This window comes from Pseudomonas sp. 37 R 15 (assembly GCF_900004865.1).
In the GTDB taxonomy this organism is placed as follows: Bacteria; Pseudomonadota; Gammaproteobacteria; order Pseudomonadales; family Pseudomonadaceae; genus Aquipseudomonas; species Aquipseudomonas fluorescens_AM.
On the sequence record NZ_CVTV01000059.1, the window covers coordinates 34830 to 52993 of the forward strand.

Annotated in this window: 14 protein-coding genes and 4 tRNA genes; 13 read left to right on the forward strand and 5 right to left on the reverse strand. The window is 61.2% G+C overall.

Features of this window, described 5'->3' with window-relative positions:
- Positions 1-42: 42 nt before the first annotated feature.
- Positions 43-1434 (reverse strand): aldehyde dehydrogenase family protein, encoded by a 1392-nt coding sequence (locus BFQ04_RS23800; protein ID WP_065952899.1) that lies wholly within the window; start codon positions 1432-1434, stop codon positions 43-45.
- Between the two features lie 105 nt (positions 1435-1539).
- On the opposite strand from BFQ04_RS23800, the gene BFQ04_RS23805 reads away from it, so the two are divergent.
- A complete protein-coding gene (locus tag BFQ04_RS23805) occupies positions 1540-2412 on the forward strand; it encodes a putrescine utilization regulator PtrR (protein WP_065952900.1) in 873 nt (290 codons plus the stop codon).
- A 52-nt stretch (positions 2413-2464) separates the two neighbouring features.
- Here the strand turns inward: BFQ04_RS23805 and BFQ04_RS23810 are convergent, their stop codons facing one another.
- Both BFQ04_RS23810 and BFQ04_RS23815 read right to left on the reverse strand, forming a co-directional pair.
- The gene (locus BFQ04_RS23810) at positions 2465-2674 is read right to left on the reverse strand and encodes a hypothetical protein (RefSeq protein WP_043047518.1); all 210 of its coding nucleotides are present in this window, start codon (positions 2672-2674) and stop codon (positions 2465-2467) included.
- Between the two features lie 100 nt (positions 2675-2774).
- The gene (locus BFQ04_RS23815; RefSeq protein ID WP_065952901.1) at positions 2775-3971 is read right to left on the reverse strand and encodes an amino acid aminotransferase; all 1197 of its coding nucleotides are present in this window, start codon (positions 3969-3971) and stop codon (positions 2775-2777) included.
- A 342-nt stretch (positions 3972-4313) separates the two neighbouring features.
- Between BFQ04_RS23815 and uvrB the strand changes: the two genes are divergently transcribed.
- From uvrB to BFQ04_RS29520, 11 genes are all read left to right on the forward strand, one after another.
- A complete protein-coding gene (gene uvrB, locus BFQ04_RS23820) occupies positions 4314-6329 on the forward strand; it encodes an excinuclease ABC subunit UvrB (RefSeq protein WP_065952902.1) in 2016 nt (671 codons plus the stop codon).
- A gap of 186 nt (positions 6330-6515) precedes the next feature.
- Entirely contained in the window at positions 6516-7997 is a 1482-nt protein-coding gene (gltX, locus tag BFQ04_RS23825) for a glutamate--tRNA ligase (RefSeq protein WP_065952903.1), read from the forward strand.
- Positions 7998-8144: 147 nt separating this feature from the next.
- Positions 8145-8220, forward strand: a tRNA-Ala gene (locus BFQ04_RS23830).
- Between the two features lie 78 nt (positions 8221-8298).
- A tRNA-Glu gene (locus tag BFQ04_RS23835) sits at positions 8299-8374 on the forward strand.
- Positions 8375-8423: 49 nt separating this feature from the next.
- Positions 8424-8499 (forward strand) — tRNA-Ala (locus BFQ04_RS23840).
- Positions 8500-8578: 79 nt separating this feature from the next.
- Positions 8579-8654: transfer RNA gene (locus BFQ04_RS23845), tRNA-Glu, on the forward strand.
- Positions 8655-8836: 182 nt separating this feature from the next.
- Entirely contained in the window at positions 8837-9376 is a 540-nt protein-coding gene (locus BFQ04_RS23850) for a TetR/AcrR family transcriptional regulator (RefSeq protein ID WP_065952904.1), read from the forward strand.
- A gap of 14 nt (positions 9377-9390) precedes the next feature.
- Complete coding sequence (locus tag BFQ04_RS23855) at positions 9391-10224, forward strand: alpha/beta fold hydrolase (protein WP_065952905.1); 834 nt, start codon at positions 9391-9393, stop codon at positions 10222-10224.
- Positions 10225-10263: 39 nt separating this feature from the next.
- On the forward strand, positions 10264-10698 hold the full coding sequence (locus tag BFQ04_RS23860; protein ID WP_065894097.1) for an acyl-CoA thioesterase: 435 nt from the start codon (positions 10264-10266) through the stop codon (positions 10696-10698).
- A gap of 55 nt (positions 10699-10753) precedes the next feature.
- Positions 10754-11713, forward strand: coding sequence for a tRNA dihydrouridine synthase (locus BFQ04_RS23865; RefSeq protein WP_065952906.1), 960 nt, complete (start codon positions 10754-10756; stop codon positions 11711-11713).
- 157 nt (positions 11714-11870) lie between these two features.
- Entirely contained in the window at positions 11871-12113 is a 243-nt protein-coding gene (locus BFQ04_RS29520) for a hypothetical protein (protein ID WP_139111967.1), read from the forward strand.
- 608 nt (positions 12114-12721) lie between these two features.
- Here the strand turns inward: BFQ04_RS29520 and BFQ04_RS30550 are convergent.
- Positions 12722-13513: a DUF4573 domain-containing protein gene (locus BFQ04_RS30550; RefSeq protein ID WP_371914541.1), complete on the reverse strand. Its 792-nt coding sequence runs from the start codon at positions 13511-13513 to the stop codon at positions 12722-12724.
- Between the two features lie 288 nt (positions 13514-13801).
- Between BFQ04_RS30550 and BFQ04_RS23875 the strand changes: the two genes are divergently transcribed.
- Complete coding sequence (locus BFQ04_RS23875) at positions 13802-14752, forward strand: hypothetical protein (protein WP_065952908.1); 951 nt, start codon at positions 13802-13804, stop codon at positions 14750-14752.
- Between the two features lie 67 nt (positions 14753-14819).
- Here BFQ04_RS23875 and BFQ04_RS23880 read toward each other — a convergent pair whose 3' ends face one another.
- Positions 14820-18098, reverse strand: a complete 3279-nt coding sequence (locus BFQ04_RS23880; RefSeq protein WP_065952909.1) for a PAS domain S-box protein — start codon at positions 18096-18098, stop codon at positions 14820-14822.
- Positions 18099-18164: the final 66 nt, after the last annotated feature.

An 18164-nucleotide genomic window follows, 5' to 3' on the forward strand; every position in this document is an offset into this window, starting at 1 on the left:
AAGCCCCCTCCCATAGTTGATGTGTGTTGAAGCCAGGGCTGTTTATTGACGGTCGAGCCACACCGTCTGCGCGTTGCAGAACTCGCGCACGCCGAAGTGCGACAGCTCACGGCCGAATCCGCTTTTCTTCACGCCACCAAATGCCACCCGAGGGTCGGAAACGCTGTAAGCGTTGACGAAGATCCCACCGGTGTCCAACTGGTTGGCGATGTCCTGCGCCTTCGCCGGGTCGTTGGTGAAGATACTGGCGGTCAGGCCGAACTCGCTGTCGTTGGCCAGCGCTACCGCATGGTCGGCGTCGCGGGCAGTAATGATGGACGCGACGGGGCCGAACAGTTCCTGTTTGAACGAGGTCATCTGGTCGGTGACGTCAGCCAGTACGGTGGGCTCGTAATAGTTGCCTGCGCCAGCCACCTTGTTGCCGCCCAGCAGCAGGGTCGCACCTTCTTTGAGGGTGGCCTGGACCTGACCGTGCAGCTCATCGCGCAGGTCGAAGCGTGCCATGGGGCCGATGTACGTAGCAGGCGAGGTTGGATCGCCCATCACCAGGTTGCGGCTGGCTTCGAGGAACCTGGCGGTAAAGGCTTCAACCACACCTTCCTCGATGATCAGGCGCTTGGCGGCGGCGCAGACTTGGCCGCTGTTCTGGAAGCGACCGATCAACGCGGCCTGTACGGCGGCGTCGAGGTCGGCGTCGTTGAGCACGATGAACGGGTCGGAGCCGCCCAGTTCCAGCACGCATTTTTTCAGTGCGGCACCGGCCTGGGAACCGATGGCGATACCGGCGCGCACGCTGCCGGTGAGGGTGACGGCGGCGATACGTGGGTCGGCGATGGCGCTGGACACACCTTCGGTGGTGACGTTGATGACCTCGAACAGGCCTGCAGCGAAGCCGGCCTTCTGGAACGCCTGCTGGATCAGGTAAGCGCTGCCCATGACGTTCGGCGCATGTTTTAGCACATAGGTGTTGCCGGCGAGCATAGTCGGCACGGCGCCGCGCAGCACTTGCCACACCGGGAAGTTCCACGGCATCACGGCAAGGATCGGCCCCAGCGGGCGGTATTCAATCCGGGCGCTGCCGTTGTCTACCAGGGTCGGTTCCGGCGCGAGCATGGCGGGACCGTGCTGCGCATACCACTCGCTGAGCTGCGCGCACTTCTCGATTTCGGCGCGGGCCTGAGCGATGGGTTTACCCATTTCCAGGGTGATCATCTGCGCCATCGCTTCGGCCTGCTCACGCAGAGCACCGGCCAGGGCCGACAGCAACTCGGCGCGCTGGCCTACGGGCTGGCGGCGCCAGGTGCGGAAGGCAGCGGTGGAGCGGGTGAGCGCGGCATCCAGCTGCGATTGGCTTTCATATGCGTAGCTGCCGACGGTTTCGCCGTTGGCCGGGTTGATCGACAACGCGTGGGTCTGGTGAGAAATAGCGTTCATGGCACCGTCCTGCTGGGGTGATGGGAATGGAGCCCAGCGTACGATGCTGTACCTTTTCTTAAAACTGAATAATATTAAGCAATAAATTCACGATTGGAGAATGAATTGGATCTGGTGCAACTGGAAATCTTCAAGGCCGTTGCCGAGCAAGGCAGCATCAGCGCCGCCGCACAATTGATTCACCGGGTGCCGTCGAACCTGACCACCCGTATCAAGCAACTGGAGCAGGATCTGGGCGTGGAGTTGTTCATCCGCGAAAAGAGCCGCTTGCGCCTGTCACCGGCCGGGTGGAATTTCCTGGGCTATACGCGGCGTATTCTCGATCTGGTACAGGAGGCCCGCGCCACGGTGGCGGGGGAGGAACCCCAGGGCGCCTTTGCCCTCGGCTCGCTGGAAAGTACCGCAGCGGTGCGTATTCCCGCGTTGCTGGCGGCGTATAACCAGCAGTACACCAAGGTCGAGCTGGACCTGAGCACGGGACCGTCGGGCACAATGATCGAAGGCGTGCTGTCCGGGCGTTTGACGGCGGCCTTTGTCGATGGCCCGGTGCTGCACTCCACACTGGAGGGCGTGGCGGTGTTTGAAGAGGAGATGGTGGTGATCGCGCCGCTGCACCATGCGCCGATCACGCGCGGGCAGGATGTGTCCGGCGAGAATATCTATACCTTTCGCTCCAACTGCTCGTATCGACATCACTTCGAGCGTTGGTTTTCCCAGGACGGCGCGGTGCCGGGCAAGATCTTCGAGATTGAGTCTTACCACGGCATGCTGGCCTGCGTCAGCGCCGGGGCAGGGCTGGCGTTGATGCCGCGCAGTATGTTGGAAAGCATGCCGGGGGCGGCGGCGGTCAGCGTGTGGCCGCTGGCGGACAACTTCCGTGTGTTGAATACCTGGCTGATCTGGCGCCGGGGCACCGTGTCGCAGAGCCTCAACAGCTTCGTAAAACTCCTGGAGGAACGCGGGCTTGCAGCAGCCTGAAGCCAATGTGGGAGGGGGCAGGCCCCCTCCCACATGTTGGTTCCTCTTGCGTTCAGCCGCCGAACTGGAAGGTACCCATGGCCAGCTTGGCCATGATCGCCGTGGCACCCAGTTGCACCAGCCACAACGCCAAGCCACCCAGAAACACCCCCAGCGCCACTTGCAGTACCAGGCTTTTCTGGCGCTTGGCTTGCGGCGCACGTGGAGCATAGTCGTGCAGTTCGTCGCGGTCGGCGCGCAGGTCCAGGTCGTCGTTTCTCATAGGGCTCTCACAGCAAAGGGGCAGTCGGTATGCAGTCTAGTGGGTTCGCCAACAAAAAGGGGGAAGCCCTTGGCTTCCCCCTCGTTCAACGCTGGCAGGTTTACAGCACCTGAACGATTGCCTGTGTGACCGCAGCAATGTTCGACTGGTTCAGCGCCGCCACACAGATACGGCCGGTGTCCAGTGCATAGATGCCAAATTCGTTGCGCAGGCGGGTCACTTGCTCAACCGTCAATCCGGAGTAGGAAAACATCCCACGCTGGCGACCGACAAAGCTGAAATCATGGCCTGGCGCGGCCTTGGCCAGTTCCGCCACCATCTGCTCGCGCATGCCGCGGATGCGCAGGCGCATTTCGGCCAGCTCAGTTTCCCACTGGGCGCGCAGTTCAGGGTTGTTCAGTACCGCTGCAACGATTGCCGCGCCGTGGGTGGGCGGGTTGGAGTAGTTGGTACGGATCACACGCTTGACCTGGGACAGGATGCGCGCGCTTTCTTCCTTGGAGTCGCTGACGATGGACAAGGCGCCCACGCGTTCGCCGTACAGAGAGAACGATTTGGAGAACGAGCTGGACACAAAGAAGGTCAGGCCCGACTCCGCGAACAGGCGCACGGCGGCGGCGTCTTCATGGATGCCGTCGCCGAAGCCCTGGTAGGCCATATCAAGGAATGGCACCAGGTTTTTGGCCTTGACCACGTCCAGTACGTTCTGCCAGTCCGCCGGGCTCAGATCGACGCCGGTCGGGTTGTGGCAGCAGGCGTGCAACACCACGATGGACTGTGGCGGCAGGGCGTTGAGGTCTTCGAGCAGGCCGCTACGGTTGACGTCGTGGGTGGCTGCGTCGTAGTAGCGGTAGTTCTGCACCGGGAAACCGGCGGTTTCGAACAGTGCGCGGTGGTTTTCCCAGCTCGGGTCGCTGATGGCCACCACGGCGTCGGGCAGCAACTGCTTGAGGAAATCGGCGCCGATCTTCAGCGCGCCGGTGCCACCCACGGCCTGCACGGTGACCACACGGCTGGCTTCAAGCAGCGGCGACTTATCACCGAACAGCAGGGTTTGCACGGCCTTGTCGTAGGCCGCGATGCCGTCAATCGGCAAGTAGCCACGGGCGGCATGTTGCGCCACGCGAATGGCTTCCGCTTCGGCAACGGCACGCAAGAGCGGAATCTTCCCCTCCTCGTTGCAGTAAACGCCCACGCCAAGGTTGACCTTGGTGGTTCGAGTATCGGCGTTGAATGCTTCGTTGAGGCCCAGGATTGGATCGCGTGGTGCCATTTCGACAGCGGAGAACAGGCTCATTTTTGCGGCAGCTCTATGGGGGAAGGGAGGGACGTGTCGCGCTCCAGCCGGTTGCACTAGAGCGGTGCACAAACGGGGAGCTAGTATAGAGGCCATCACGGCTGAGGGCGACAGCGGAAATGGCTTTTCGGCCAAGTTTTTCGGTTTAATGGCCGACCGTTAGTCTTATTGCAGATTGATCCCGGACGGCAGGTAGGACGATTGCCTTGAAACCCGTCACATTCGTCACCACTACTACGGCTATCATGGTTTTTTCCTGCAACCTGCGATGATTATTCGTGGGTTGCTGAGCTATTTCGTCCCTGGCGGTGTTGAGTCTGGGGTGACTACACGAGGTACGTTATGTCGGATTTCCAGCTCGTCACCCGTTTTGAACCTGCCGGCGACCAACCGGAAGCGATTCGCCAGATGGTCGAAGGCATTGAGGCCGGCCTGGCGCATCAGACGCTGCTCGGGGTGACCGGTTCAGGCAAGACATTCAGCATTGCCAACGTGATCGCGCAGGTCAATCGCCCGACCCTGGTGCTGGCACCGAACAAAACCCTGGCTGCGCAGCTGTATGGCGAGTTCAAGGCGTTCTTCCCGAACAACGCGGTGGAGTATTTCGTTTCCTACTACGACTACTACCAGCCCGAAGCCTATGTGCCGTCCTCCGATACCTTTATCGAGAAGGATGCGTCGATCAACGACCATATCGAGCAGATGCGGCTGTCGGCGACCAAGGCCTTGCTGGAACGCAAGGACGCGATCATCGTGACCACGGTGTCGTGCATCTACGGCCTGGGCAGCCCGGAAACCTATTTGAAAATGGTGCTGCACGTTGATCGCGGCGACAAGCTCGACCAGCGCGAGCTGTTGCGGCGCCTGGCGAGCCTGCAGTACACCCGCAACGACATGGACTTTGCCCGTGCCACGTTCCGCGTGCGCGGCGATGTGATTGATATCTACCCGGCCGAATCCGACCTGGAAGCGATCCGCATCGAGCTGTTCGACGATGAAGTCGAAAGCCTGTCGGCCTTCGACCCGTTGACCGGCGAGGTGATCCGCAAATTGCCGCGCTTCACCTTCTACCCGAAAAGCCACTATGTGACCCCGCGTGAAACCCTGATGGGCGCGATCGAGGGCATCAAGGTCGAGTTGGCCGAGCGCCTGGAATACCTGCGTTCCAACAACAAGCTGGTGGAAGCCCAGCGCCTGGAGCAGCGCACCCGCTTCGACCTGGAGATGATCCTGGAGCTGGGCTACTGCAACGGCATCGAAAACTATTCGCGCTACCTGTCGGGCCGCGAGTCCGGCGCGCCACCGCCGACACTCTATGATTACCTGCCGCCGGATGCCTTGCTGGTGATCGACGAGTCCCACGTCAGCGTGCCGCAAGTCGGTGCGATGTATAAGGGCGACCGCTCACGCAAGGAAACCCTGGTGGAGTACGGCTTCCGCCTGCCATCGGCGCTGGATAACCGGCCGATGCGTTTCGACGAATGGGAGGCCATCAGCCCGCAGACCATCTTTGTCTCCGCAACGCCTGGCAACTACGAGGCCGAACACGCCGGCCGAGTGATCGAGCAGTTGGTGCGCCCGACGGGCCTGGTCGACCCGCAGATCGAAATCCGCCCGGCGCTGACCCAGGTCGACGACCTGCTGTCGGAGATCAACAAGCGCGTGGCCCTGGAAGAGCGCGTGCTGGTCACTACCCTGACCAAGCGCATGTCCGAAGACTTGACCGATTACCTGGCCGATCACGGCGTACGCGTGCGCTACCTGCACTCGGACATCGACACCGTGGAGCGTGTGGAAATCATTCGCGATCTGCGCCTGGGCACTTTTGATGTGCTGGTGGGCATCAACCTGCTGCGCGAAGGCCTGGACATGCCCGAGGTGTCGCTGGTGGCGATCCTGGACGCGGACAAGGAGGGCTTCCTGCGCTCCGAACGTTCGCTGATCCAGACCATCGGCCGCGCGGCGCGCAACCTCAACGGCCGGGCGATCCTGTATGCGGACCGCATCACCGGGTCCATGGAGCGGGCGATCGGCGAGACCGAGCGTCGCCGTGAGAAGCAGGTTGCGTTCAACCTGGAACACGGCATTACCCCCAAAGGTGTGTTCAAGGATGTGGCCGACATCATGGAAGGCGCCACCGTGCCGGGTTCGCGCAGCAAGAAGCGCAAGGGCATGGCCAAGGCTGCTGAGGAAAGCGCCAAGTACGAGAACGAACTGCGCTCGCCGAGTGAGATCACCAAGCGAATTCGGCAGTTGGAAGAGAAAATGTATCAGTTGGCGCGGGATCTGGAGTTTGAGGCGGCGGCGCAGACGCGCGATGAGATTGGCAAGTTGCGCGAGCGGTTGCTGGCTGTTTGATCTGGGGTGACTTCACTGGCCTCATCGGGGGCAAGCCCCCTCCCACCTGTTGATGTGTGAATACAGTCAAGTGTGGGAGGGGGCTTGCCCCCGATGGCCGCGCCGCGGTTTTCCAGAAATCACCCAGGCTGTTACCATTCGCCCCTTGTTTCAATTTTCAGTCTTATCGCCCATTCGAGACCTGCCATGACCACCGTCCGCACGCGCATTGCGCCATCGCCTACTGGGGATCCCCACGTCGGCACTGCTTACATCGCCCTGTTCAACTACTGCTTTGCCAAGCAGCACGGCGGTGAATTCATCCTGCGGATCGAAGACACCGATCAACTGCGCTCGACCCGTGAGTCGGAACAGCAGATTTTCGATGCCCTGCGCTGGCTGGGCATCACCTGGGCGGAAGGCCCGGATGTCGGCGGCCCCCACGGCCCGTATCGCCAGAGCGAGCGCAGCGACATCTATAAGCAGTACACCCAGCAACTGGTGGACATGGGCCATGCGTTCCCATGCTTCTGCACCGCTGAAGAACTCGACCAGATGCGCGCCGAGCAACAGGCCCGTGGCGAAACCCCGCGCTATGATGGCCGCGCGTTGCTGTTGCCTCCCGAAGAAGTGGCCGCGCGCCTGGCCGCCGGCGAGCCCCACGTGATTCGCATGAAAGTGCCGAGCGAAGGCGTGTGCGTAGTGCCGGACATGCTGCGCGGTGATGTCGAGATTCCGTGGGACCGCATGGACATGCAGGTACTGATGAAGACCGACGGCCTGCCGACGTACTTCCTGGCCAACGTGGTCGACGACCACCTGATGGGCATCACCCACGTGCTGCGCGGCGAAGAATGGCTGCCGTCGGCGCCCAAGCTGATCCTGCTCTACGAATACTTCGGCTGGGAACAGCCGCAGCTGTGCTACATGCCGCTGTTGCGTAACCCGGACAAGAGCAAACTGTCCAAGCGCAAGAACCCGACGTCGGTGACCTTCTACGAGCGCATGGGCTTCATGCCCGAAGCCATGCTCAATTACCTGGGCCGCATGGGCTGGTCGATGCCGGACGAGCGCGAGAAGTTCTCGCTGCAGGAAATGGTCGATCACTTCGACCTGTCCCGCGTCTCCCTGGGCGGGCCGATTTTCGATATCGAGAAGCTGTCGTGGCTCAACGGTCAGTGGCTGCGCGACCTGCCGGTGCACGAGTTCGCCAGCCGTGTGCAGCAGTGGGCGTTGAACCCTGAGTACATGATGAAGATCGCGCCGCTGGTGCAGGGCAGGGTGGAAACGTTCAGCCAGGTCGCACCGCTGGCCAGCTTTTTCTTCGCCGGTGGCGTAAACCCGGATGCCAAACTGTTTGAATCGAAAAAGCTCTCGGGTGACCAAGTGCGTCAGTTGATGCAGTTGATCCTGTGGAAGCTCGAAAGCCTGCGCCAATGGGAGAAGGATGCGATCACCGCGACGATCCAGGCGGTGGTCGAGTCCCTGGAACTGAAGTTGCGTGATGCCATGCCATTGATGTTTGCCGCGATTACCGGGCAGGCCAGTTCGGTGTCGGTGCTCGACGCGATGGAAATCCTCGGCCCGGACCTCACGCGTTTCCGTCTGCGCCAAGCCCTTGATTTGCTTGGTGGTGTTTCGAAGAAAGAAAACAAAGAGTGGGAAAAGCTGCTGGGCGCCATCGCTTAAGCAGACGGTTGTAAGGACGAAACCCCGGTTTTCCGGGGTTTCGTCGGTAAGTGATTGTTATCCCGGCAAAAAATTTTGAAAATTGTTGAAAATAAATTTGACACGTTTCGAAACCGCCATTAAGATTCGCCCCGTCCTCACCGATGAGGGGCTATAGCTCAGCTGGGAGAGCGCTTGCATGGCATGCAAGAGGTCAACGGTTCGATCCCGTTTAGCTCCACCAATTTACAGGTTCAAGGTCTGGCCACACCGTCCTTGAATCGATCGGCACTCAGCGCCGATCAGCTGTACAGAAGGTTTTGTCCCCTTCGTCTAGTGGCCTAGGACACCGCCCTTTCACGGCGGTAACAGGGGTTCGAGTCCCCTAGGGGACGCCAGTTTCAACAAGCAGCTCGAAAGGGCTGCTGCGCCGCCAGGCGAAAAATCGGGGCTATAGCTCAGCTGGGAGAGCGCTTGCATGGCATGCAAGAGGTCAACGGTTCGATCCCGTTTAGCTCCACCAATTTACAGGTTCAAGGTCTGGCCACACCGCCCTTGAATTGATCAGGTCTCAGCTCTGATCAGCTGTACAGAAGGTTTGTGTCCCCTTCGTCTAGTGGCCTAGGACACCGCCCTTTCACGGCGGTAACAGGGGTTCGAGTCCCCTAGGGGACGCCACGATTACCCGCTCTGCGGGATTTTTAAGGGTCATTCAATTATTGAATGGCCCTTTTGTTTGTCTGGCGTTTGGCCAATTCTTTCCCCACTTCCTTTCTTCTGTTCTGACCAATGGTCGCGCTTGTCGCTTGCGCAATATTATTATGGTAATAATATTCAACCCATGAGAGACGGAGGCTTTGATGAGCGATAAAAAAGCGCAAACACGCGAACGCATCTTGCAGGCCGCCAGCGCGGCATTGATCCAGCGTGGCCCGGCCGAGCCGAGTGTCGGCGAAGTCATGGGGGCGGCGGGGCTGACGGTCGGTGGTTTTTATGCGCACTTTGAAAGCAAGGATGCGTTGATGCTGGAGGCCTTCACTCAGTTGCTGGCCAAGCGCCGTGCGGCGATAGAAGACCTGGACACGCAACTGACCGGCGAAGAACGTCGAAGCCTGGTGGCGGCGTTTTATTTGTCGCGCAAACACCGGGACTCCACCGGCCAGGCGTGCCCGCTACCTGCGACGGTTGGCGAAATGGGCCGTTTGCCGGACGCGTTCCGCCAGGCACTGAGCGAACATTGCGAGCTGATGGCGGCCCAGCTGGCGGCCACCCCGGAAGATACCGACAAGGCCCTGGCCGACATGGCGCTGATGGTCGGCGGCTTGACGCTGGCGCGGGCCCTGGGGCCGGGAGAGCTGTCCGATCGTGTGCTGCGCGCCGCCAAGTCGGCAGTCCGCTGAAGAGGGTTCAGAACATGGGCGACTTGAGTTGGGTGCGTGGCTTCAACGGCACTGTCGGCCGACTCGCGCCGCAAACGGTGGCCAACCGGATGCGGCGCACCTTCATGACGCCCCGTGAGCTGCCGCCACGGGCGTGGGAGCTGCCGGTGCTGGCGCAATCGCAGCGCATCACCTTGCGTTTCGGCCTCTCGGCGCTGCGCTGGGGGCACGGGCCGGCGGTGTTGCTGATGCACGGCTGGGAAGGCCGGCCTACGCAATTCGCCAGCCTGATCACGGCGTTGGTAGAAGGCGGCTACTCGGTGATTGCGCTGGATGGCCCGGCCCATGGTCATTCGCCAGGGCGTGAGGCACACGTGCTGCTGTTCGCCCGCGCCATGCTCGAGGCAGCGGCCGAGCTGCCCCCGCTGCATGCGGTGGTCGGCCACTCGATGGGCGGTGCCAGCGCGATGCTGGCGGTGCAGTTGGGGCTGCGTACGCGGGCGTTGGTAAGTATCGCCGCGCCGTCGCGGTTTCTCGATGCGCTGCGCGGTTTCACGCGCATGATGGGGTTGCCGCCGCGCGCACGTTCGGCGTTCATCCAGATGGTGGAGCTGGCATTCGGCATGCCGCTCAAGCACCTGGATGTCGCGCACTACCAGATGAACCTTCCCGGCCTGATCGTGCATGCCGAAGACGATACGTTCGTCCCGGTCAAAGCCTCGCAGACCATCCACGAGGCCTGGCCAGACAGTCGTCTGATGCGCCTGGAGCAGGGCGGGCATCAGAAGGTGCTGGCCGATCCACGGGTAATCGAAGGCGTACTCGCCCTGTTGGCGAGCTGTCATGTACAGGAGCGCCAGACCGCCTGATACACTGCGCCCGCCGACATCAATCGACTGGAGCAAGGCATGGGCTGGGATCTGGCAACGCCGTTCATCATCGACCTGCAGGTCGCCGCTGAGGACATCGACGGCCTGGGGCACGCCAATAACGCGGTGTACGTGTCCTGGCTGGAGCGTTGCGCCTGGCGCCATTCCCAGCGCCTGGGGCTGGACCTTGCCGAGTATCGGCGCCTGGACCGCGCGATGGCCGTGGTGCGTCATGAGATCGACTACCTGGCGGCCGGCTACGAAGGCGATGAGCTGCAACTGGCCACGTGGATCGTCGATTGGGACCAGCGCCTGAAGATGACGCGCCGCTTTCAGCTGGTGCGCCCGCGTGACGGCGCCACCTTGCTGCGTGCGCACACCACCTTCGTTTGCATCGAGCTGTCCAGCGGCAGGCCCAAGCGCATGCCCGCCGAGTTCATCGAGGGATATGGGCCTGCGCTGACAGGGGGTTAACGGTTGTTACGGGAAACCCAGTAAACTGCGCCACGATTTTTGTTGAGTGTTTTCCATGCAAATTGCTTTGGCGCCCATGGAGGGGTTGGTCGACAACATCCTGCGGGACGTGTTGACCCGTGTGGGCGGTATCGACTGGTGTGTGACCGAATTCATCCGCGTCAACGACCGATTGCTCACCCCCGCCTATTTCCACAAGCTTGCTCCGGAACTGCTGCAGGGTGCCCATACCGCAGCGGGCGTGCCGCTACGCGTGCAATTGCTGGGGTCTGACCCGGTATGCCTGGCGGAAAACGCGGCCTTGGCCTGCGAGTTGGGGTCGCAGGTGATCGACCTCAACTTCGGCTGCCCGGCCAAGACCGTCAACAAGTCCCGCGGCGGTGCGGTGCTGCTCAAGGAGCCTGAGTTGCTCAACCGGATCGTCGCGCACGTGCGTCGTGCGGTCCCGGCGCATATTCCGGTCACCGCCAAAATGCGCCTGGGCTTCGACAGCCCGGATGGCGCATTGGTCTGCGCTACGGCGCTGGCCGAAGGCGGGGCCGCGCATATCGTGGTGCATGCGCGCACCAAGACCGATGGCTACAAGCCGCCAGCCCATTGGGAGTGGATCCCGCGGGTGCAGGAGGTGGTCAAGGTGCCGGTGTTTGCCAATGGCGACATCTGGAGCGTCGACGATTGGAAACGTTGCCGCGAAGTCAGCGGCGCCGAACACATCATGCTTGGCCGTGGCCTGGTGGCGCGTCCTGACCTGGCGCGGCAGATCGCGGCGGCGCGTGCAGGGCAAGAGGTGGTGGAAATGACATGGGCACAGATGCAGCCGATGCTCCAGGAATTCTGGACCCAATCGGTGGCGCAATTGACCGAGCGTCAGGCACCCGGCCGCTTGAAGCAGTGGCTGGCGATGCTGACGCGCAACTACCCCGAAGCGGTGGAGCTGTTCACCGCCTTGCGTCGCGAGACCGGCCTGGAGCAGGTCAGTCGCCTGCTGAGGATGCCCCATCCGGTGCCTGTCTGAAGCCAGGCAACCGAGTTCTTACAATTGACTTGCCTAAAGGCGCCACTGCAGGCGCCTTTTTTACGCGTGCGAGTTAACACAAACCATGGGCGAGTAAATACGTGGAATGTTATCGATGAGTGACATTCCTACAGAGTATTAACGCATGTGACCACACTTGCGTATTAAAAAAGCCATAAATCAAGGCTTGGCGGAAATTGTCCATGGGGCAAAGTCTGATAATACGCTTTGGTTTCCTTATATGAACTGCGATTTGCGGAACTCGATAGCTCAACTTCCCACGAATGGAGGGACTGAAGCAGTGCTGCTGTTTTCAGTCGATAAAACTATCACTCCCTCTGACCCTAAACCGGTCGAGTTGTATGAAATAAAGGAACGTGCGTATGTCTATGTCGATTAACACTCCGCCACTGGTAAAAGTCGATACATCTGCTCTTGAGCAACCAGCGGTTTCGAACACTAAAGTTATTCTCAAACCGACCGTTCAGTCTCCTGGCACAACACCTCTCCTGACGTCATTGCGCCCGGACAATACGGCAGTCACTCCTGAGACCGCGCTGAGGCAGTTGTTCGATATGCTTGACGGTATCTTTAGGGCCATGCGCGACATATTTTCGGGCAAAACACCGGTGAAGCCCGACTCAGGCAAATTACCGATTGAGCCGGATAACAGCAAAGAGCTGGTCAAGCCGGATGCGGGCAAGTTGCCGGTGAAACCGGACACCAGCAAGGAGTTGGTCAAGCCGGATGCAGGCAAGTTGCCGGTGAAACCGGACACCAGCAAGGAGCTGGTCAAGCCGGATGCAGGCAAGTTGCCGGTGAAACCGGACACCAGCAAGGAGTTGGTCAAGCCGGATGCAGGCAAGCTGCCGGTGAAACCGGATACCAGTAAAGAGTTGGTCAAGCCGGATACGGGCAAGCTGCCGGTGCTGCCGGACACCAACAAAGAGCTGGTGAAACCGGACGCAGGCGGGTTGCGGGTGCTACCACAACCCAATGATCCTTCAGTCAACCTGCCTGGAGGGAATAAACCGCACCCCATGCCGATCCCCCTGACGGTGCCGACGCCCGGGATAAGCGTAAACAACGACCCCAGGACAAACGTAAACGTGAATGTGGTAGTCGCTCATTGCCACTGCCCTGATGGAAAAGTCTCGCCGGATCACAAGCCCCAGCCGCCCGTGCCGGATCACAAGCCTCAGCCACCCGTGCCGGATCACAAGCCCCAGCCACCCGTGCCGGATCACAAGCCTCAGCCGCCCGTGCCGGATCACAAGCCCCAGCCACCCGTGCCGGATCACAAGCCCCAGCCGCCCGTGCCGGATCACAAGCCTCAGCCGCCCGTGCCGGATCACAAGCCTCAGCCACCCGTGCCGGATCACAAGCCCCAGCCACCCGTGCCGGATCACAAGCCCCAGCCACCCGTGCCGGATCACAAGCCCCAGCCGCCCGTGCCGGATCACAAGCCTCAGCCACCCGTGCCGGATAACAAGCCCCGGCCAACCGTGCCGGATGCGAAGCCCCAGCCAACCGTGCCGGACGGCAAGCCCCGGCCAACCGTGCCGGATGCGAAGCCCCAGCCACCCGTGCCGGACGCCAAGCCCCGGCCAACCGTGCCGGATGCGAAGCCTCAGCCAACCGTGCCGGACGCCAAGCCCCAGCCACCCGTGCCGGACACCAAGCCCCGGCCAACCGTGCCGGATGCGAAGCCCCAGCCGACCGTGCCGGACGCCAAGCCCCAGCCAACCGTGCCGGACGCCAAGCCCCGGCCAACCGTGCCGGATGCGAAGCCTCAGCCACCCGTGCCGGACGCCAAGCCCCAGCCAACCGTGCTTCCGGGCAACTTCCCAAGGCCTAATGTGCCAACGGATACCAAACCGCAGCCCAAGCCAACGCCCTTGCCCGACGCTCCCACTCCGGACCTGACCAGTCCGTGTCCCGTCGACGACCGATCTGCTGGCAGGCATGGGCGCTTTAATCGGCTAAGTTCCAGGTTTTAAAGGCAGTCATCGCGTTTCGGTCTTTTTATAAGTGCAGGCATTTTTTCGAACGTGTAGTTCGAAGAGGTGCCTGTGCAGGGAGAACTCCATGTCACTCTTTCCAATTAATAACATTGCACGGGTCATTGATGTAAGGCAGTCATTATCGATCGATGCACTCAGCGCAAGTAATGAACCCACTATTAAAGCAGAGGGTGGTCGCGCGTCGGTCAGGGCGACGCCTGATATAAAGTATGGTGATATCGTGCAGCGTTCTGCGGTTGTCGAGAACGACGCGCAGGCGATCAACTCAGTCGTGGCGTTATTCACTTCGCTTTTGACTCAGTTGCTCGCGCTGGTAGCAGATAAGAAACAAAAGACTATTCCTGACGCTGTTCCTTCACCTGTTGTTCCGCAGGTAACCCCCCAGCCGGTGATGCCAAAACCGGATGCCGCAGCGAGCATTCCGGGTTTGTCGAGCAAGCGCGGTGGCGCGAAGCCCGACAATATCTGGAGTGGCTTTCGCCAGGGCCCGGATGGCAACTGTGTGACGGTATCGGCCATCAAGGCCGCAATGTACCGATTCGGACAAAGCCCCACGGATATTTTCCAGGAAGTGGCCAAGACCAATGGCGGGTACCACGTCGTCATGCGCGATGGCTTTCGGCTCACGTTGACTGACGGCGAATTGGCCGAGGGCACCCGAGGCGCCAAGTTCTCCGGGCCCGATAATGGCATGCTCAAGGATGCGCAGTTCCTGTTTGCCGTCAGCGCCAAGCGTGCGCAGATGGAGAACAACGATCGCACGGCCGGTCGCAGTTATCAGGCTGCGATTTATAGTCTGAATAACGGGGAGGATGAAAACGGCCCGGGCGAAGGCTTTCTGCGCCTTGGGTTGAAAAGCCACATGAAACGAGTGTCGGTGAGTGACCTTGCCCGAGGTCAGATAGGCATGTGCAACCGTACTGGGCATTCGGTGGCGGTCATCAACGGCCGCGAGGAGCTATGGGGAAAACAGGGGCGACCCCCCACACGTGGTCAGGCCGTTGCACTGATTTGACCATGGTGCACCTGGGCAGGGATAACCCAGGGTGCATTTTGTTGCAATGCTGCATTTCAGAAAATGCCTATTCCAGTAACTGCCTGAACCCCTCTATCGGCAATGGCCGGCTATGCAAGTACCCCTGATACAAATGACAGCCGAGCTTCTGCAGGAAGGCCAGTTGTTCCACGGTTTCCACGCCTTCGGCAATTACTTCCAGATTCAAGCTGCGGGCCATGGCAACAATGGCACGGATGATTTCAGCGTCATTGGGATCGTGAGTCGCGTCACGCACAAACGACTGGTCGATTTTCAGCCCATCCACCGGCAAACGCTTGAGGTAGGTCAGGGATGAGTAACCGGTGCCAAAATCATCCATCGCAAAGCTCACGCCAAGTTTTTTCAGGCGACGCATCTTCATTACCGTGTCGTCCAGATTCTGGATCACGATGCCTTCAGTGATTTCCAGCTTCAGCAAACTGTAGGGCAGGTGGTGTTGCGTGAGGCTGCGCTCGACCCGCTCCACAAAGTCGTTCTGGCGAAACTGCCGCGGGCTGATATTCACGCACAGGCTGAAATTCAACGGGTCCACCAGGCCCTCGGCAATCAACCGCGCCAATGCGCTGCATGCTTCGTCAAGAATCCAGGTACCCACCTCGAGGATCAAGCCGCTGTCCTCCAGCACCTTGATGAATTCCGCCGGCGACTGCGCCCCCAGTTGCGGGTGCTGCCAGCGCACCAGGGCCTCGGCGCCGACGATCCTATTGCCGCGCGCATCCACCTGGGGCTGGTAGTGCACGCTGAATTCACCGCGCGACAGGGCCAGACGCAGGTCGGTTTCCATGCGCAGGCGCTCGCTGGCGGTTTTTTGCATGCTGTTGTGAAACATTTGGGTGGTGTTGCGCCCCGAATCCTTGGCGCGGTACAGGGCGATGTCGGCGCGTTTGAGCAGGTCGGCGGGGGTGGTGCCATGGTCGGGGATCAGCGCCACGCCGATGCTTGGCGTCACCTGCAGACGGTGGCCGTCGAGGAACATCGGTTCGGAGAGCAATTCGCGCAGGGTATCGGCCAGCGCCTGTACCTGGCTGCTGACTTGCGTGCGTGAGCCCTCCAGGCCGCTGAGCAGGACCACGAACTCGTCACCGCCCAGGCGCGCCACCGTATCCTCCATGCGCACACTGGCTTCCAGGCGGGCGGTGACGATTTTCAACACGGTATCGCCCACCGGGTGACCGAGGGAGTCGTTGATGTGCTTGAAGTGGTCGAGGTCGAGGAACAGCAGCGCGCCGCGCAGGTTGTGGCGCTTGAGCAGGGCGATCTGCTGGCTCAGGCGGTCCATCAGCAGCGCGCGGTTGGGCAGGTTGGTCAGCGGGTCGTGATAGGCCAGGTGGCGGATCTGTGCCTGGGCGCTTTTCAGCAGGCTCACGTCCCGTGCGGTCAGTAGCAGGCACGGCGTTTCATTCAAGGTAATCGGTTCGACCGACACCTCCACTGCCAGCACCTCGCCACGCTTGTTGTGCCAAAGCATTTCAAGGTGATGGATGCGCCCCTTGATCTGCAGTTCGGCCAGCAGCGCGGTGCGCTGGTTTTCATCGGCCCAGATGCCAATCTGGTACAGGGTGAGGCCGATGGCTTCTTCGGCGCGATAGCCGGTCAGGCGACAAAACCCATCATTGACCTCCACATATCGACCCGTGTCGCGCTCGGTGATCGAAATGGCGTCGGGGCTGGAATGGAAGGCTTTGGCGAACTTCTCTTCGCTGGCCTTGAGCGCCGCCTCCGAACGTTGCTGCTGGGTGATATCGCGCAGGGTCGTGACGATGCACGGCTGCTCATTGACCTTGATCAGGCGGCTGGAAATCACGCAGGTCAGGCTCTGGCCGTTCCTGGCATGCACCACGATGGCCACATTGCTCAATGACTGTTCGCGAATCACCCGCTGGATGCGTTGCAGGCGCTTGCTCGATTCATCCCACAGGCCGATCTGCTCGGCGCTTTTGTCGATCACTTCGGCGGCCGTCCAGCCAAACGTCTGGGTGAACGCCGGGTTGATCTCGATAAACTCGCCACTGTCCAGGCAGGTGACGCAGATCGGGTCGGGACTGGCCTGGAACAGGCTGGCGAATTTCTCTTCGGACGCGCTCAGGCGCTGCTCGCGTTCCACCTGATCGGTGATATCGAGCAGGGTACCGGCCATGCGCAGGGGCTTGCCGGATTCGTCGCGATACAGCCGTGCGCGGCTTTCCAGGTAGCGCACGCTGCCGTCCTCGGCGGGTACGCGGTAGGTCAACTGGTAGTTGCCGTCGGCGCCTTCGCGCAGGCTGCGGTATGCATGGCGCATGCCCTCGCGGTCCTGATCGGACATGCCTTCAAAAAACGCATCGAAGGACTCGTGGAACGGTTCGCTCGGCAGGCCATGGAGCTGGGCGGCGCGGGCGGAGCCGTAAAGCATGCCGGTGGGGATGTGCCAGTCCCAGGTGCCCAGTTGTGCCGAGTCCAGCGCCAGGTCCAGGCGCTCTTGGCTGTCCTTGAGCGCCTGCTCGGCGTTTTTGCGCTCGGTGGTGTCGAGGAAGGTGCTGATCAGGTAGGCCTCACCGTCCAGTTCGACCTTTTGCGCACTGAGCGTGCCATCGTGGATCTGGCCGTTGCTGGCGCAGAACTGCACTTCCATGGTGATGGATTCACCTTTGCGCTGAGTCGCCTTGACCAGGTGCGTGCGTTGCTCCGGGTGACGCCACAGGCCCAACTCCAGCGTCGTACGGCCAATGACTTGCGCCACCGGCCAGCCGAACAGCAGTTCGAAATGGTGGTTGGCCTCGCTGATCAGGCCGTCGGACTGGCGCGTCAGCAGCACCATGTTCGGGCACAGGTGGAAGAGCGTGGCGAAGCGTTTTTCAGAGTGGCTGAGGGCGTGTTCCCGCTCGCGCTGGTGAGTGATCTCGCGGATCACCCCGATCATTTGGCGCCTGCCGTTTTTGTCCGGCACCAGGCTGCCGTTGATTTCCAGCCAGTGCAGGCTGCCATCGGGCCATTGGATGCGGTGATGCATGGCCTGTTCGACCGGTTCGCCGGCCAGCACCGCATGAAATGCCCTGACTACGTGGGCGCGGTCTTCCGGCGCCAAAAGGTCGAGGTAGTTGAGGTCATTGGGCAATGGCTGGCGCGGATCGTAGCCAAACAATGCCTGAGTGCCTCGGGACCAGTTGATTTTCCCCGTGTCGATTTCCCAGCACCATGCGCCCAGCCGCGCGGCATTGAGTGCCGACAGCAGTTGCGGGGCGCTGTCCCAGCGTTGTTCCGCCTCTTGGGGATCCAAGGCGTAGATGCGGGGCAGTGGTGGCACGGAATCAACGGGGTTGGGCATTATTCAAAGGGCCTCGGCTCGATGGGAAGACAGCGCGGTTCGCTTGAAGCCCTAGGCCGCACAACG

Excerpts from the sequence above, each read along its gene's own strand:
- BFQ04_RS23875 (WP_065952908.1), top strand. The coding sequence starts at position 13,802 with ATGTCACTCTTTCCAATTAATAACATTGCACGGGTCATTGATGTAAGG.
- BFQ04_RS23880 (WP_065952909.1), bottom strand. The coding sequence starts at position 18,098 with ATGCCCAACCCCGTTGATTCCGTGCCACCACTGCCCCGCATCTACGCC.
- BFQ04_RS23800 (WP_065952899.1), bottom strand. The coding sequence starts at position 1,434 with ATGAACGCTATTTCTCACCAGACCCACGCGTTGTCGATCAACCCGGCC.
- BFQ04_RS23850 (WP_065952904.1), top strand. The coding sequence starts at position 8,837 with ATGAGCGATAAAAAAGCGCAAACACGCGAACGCATCTTGCAGGCCGCC.
- BFQ04_RS23855 (WP_065952905.1), top strand. The coding sequence starts at position 9,391 with ATGGGCGACTTGAGTTGGGTGCGTGGCTTCAACGGCACTGTCGGCCGA.
- BFQ04_RS23815 (WP_065952901.1), bottom strand. The coding sequence starts at position 3,971 with ATGAGCCTGTTCTCCGCTGTCGAAATGGCACCACGCGATCCAATCCTG.
- BFQ04_RS23860 (WP_065894097.1), top strand. The coding sequence starts at position 10,264 with ATGGGCTGGGATCTGGCAACGCCGTTCATCATCGACCTGCAGGTCGCC.
- BFQ04_RS23810 (WP_043047518.1), bottom strand. The coding sequence starts at position 2,674 with ATGAGAAACGACGACCTGGACCTGCGCGCCGACCGCGACGAACTGCAC.
- BFQ04_RS23865 (WP_065952906.1), top strand. The coding sequence starts at position 10,754 with ATGCAAATTGCTTTGGCGCCCATGGAGGGGTTGGTCGACAACATCCTG.
- gltX (WP_065952903.1), top strand. The coding sequence starts at position 6,516 with ATGACCACCGTCCGCACGCGCATTGCGCCATCGCCTACTGGGGATCCC.
- uvrB (WP_065952902.1), top strand. The coding sequence starts at position 4,314 with ATGTCGGATTTCCAGCTCGTCACCCGTTTTGAACCTGCCGGCGACCAA.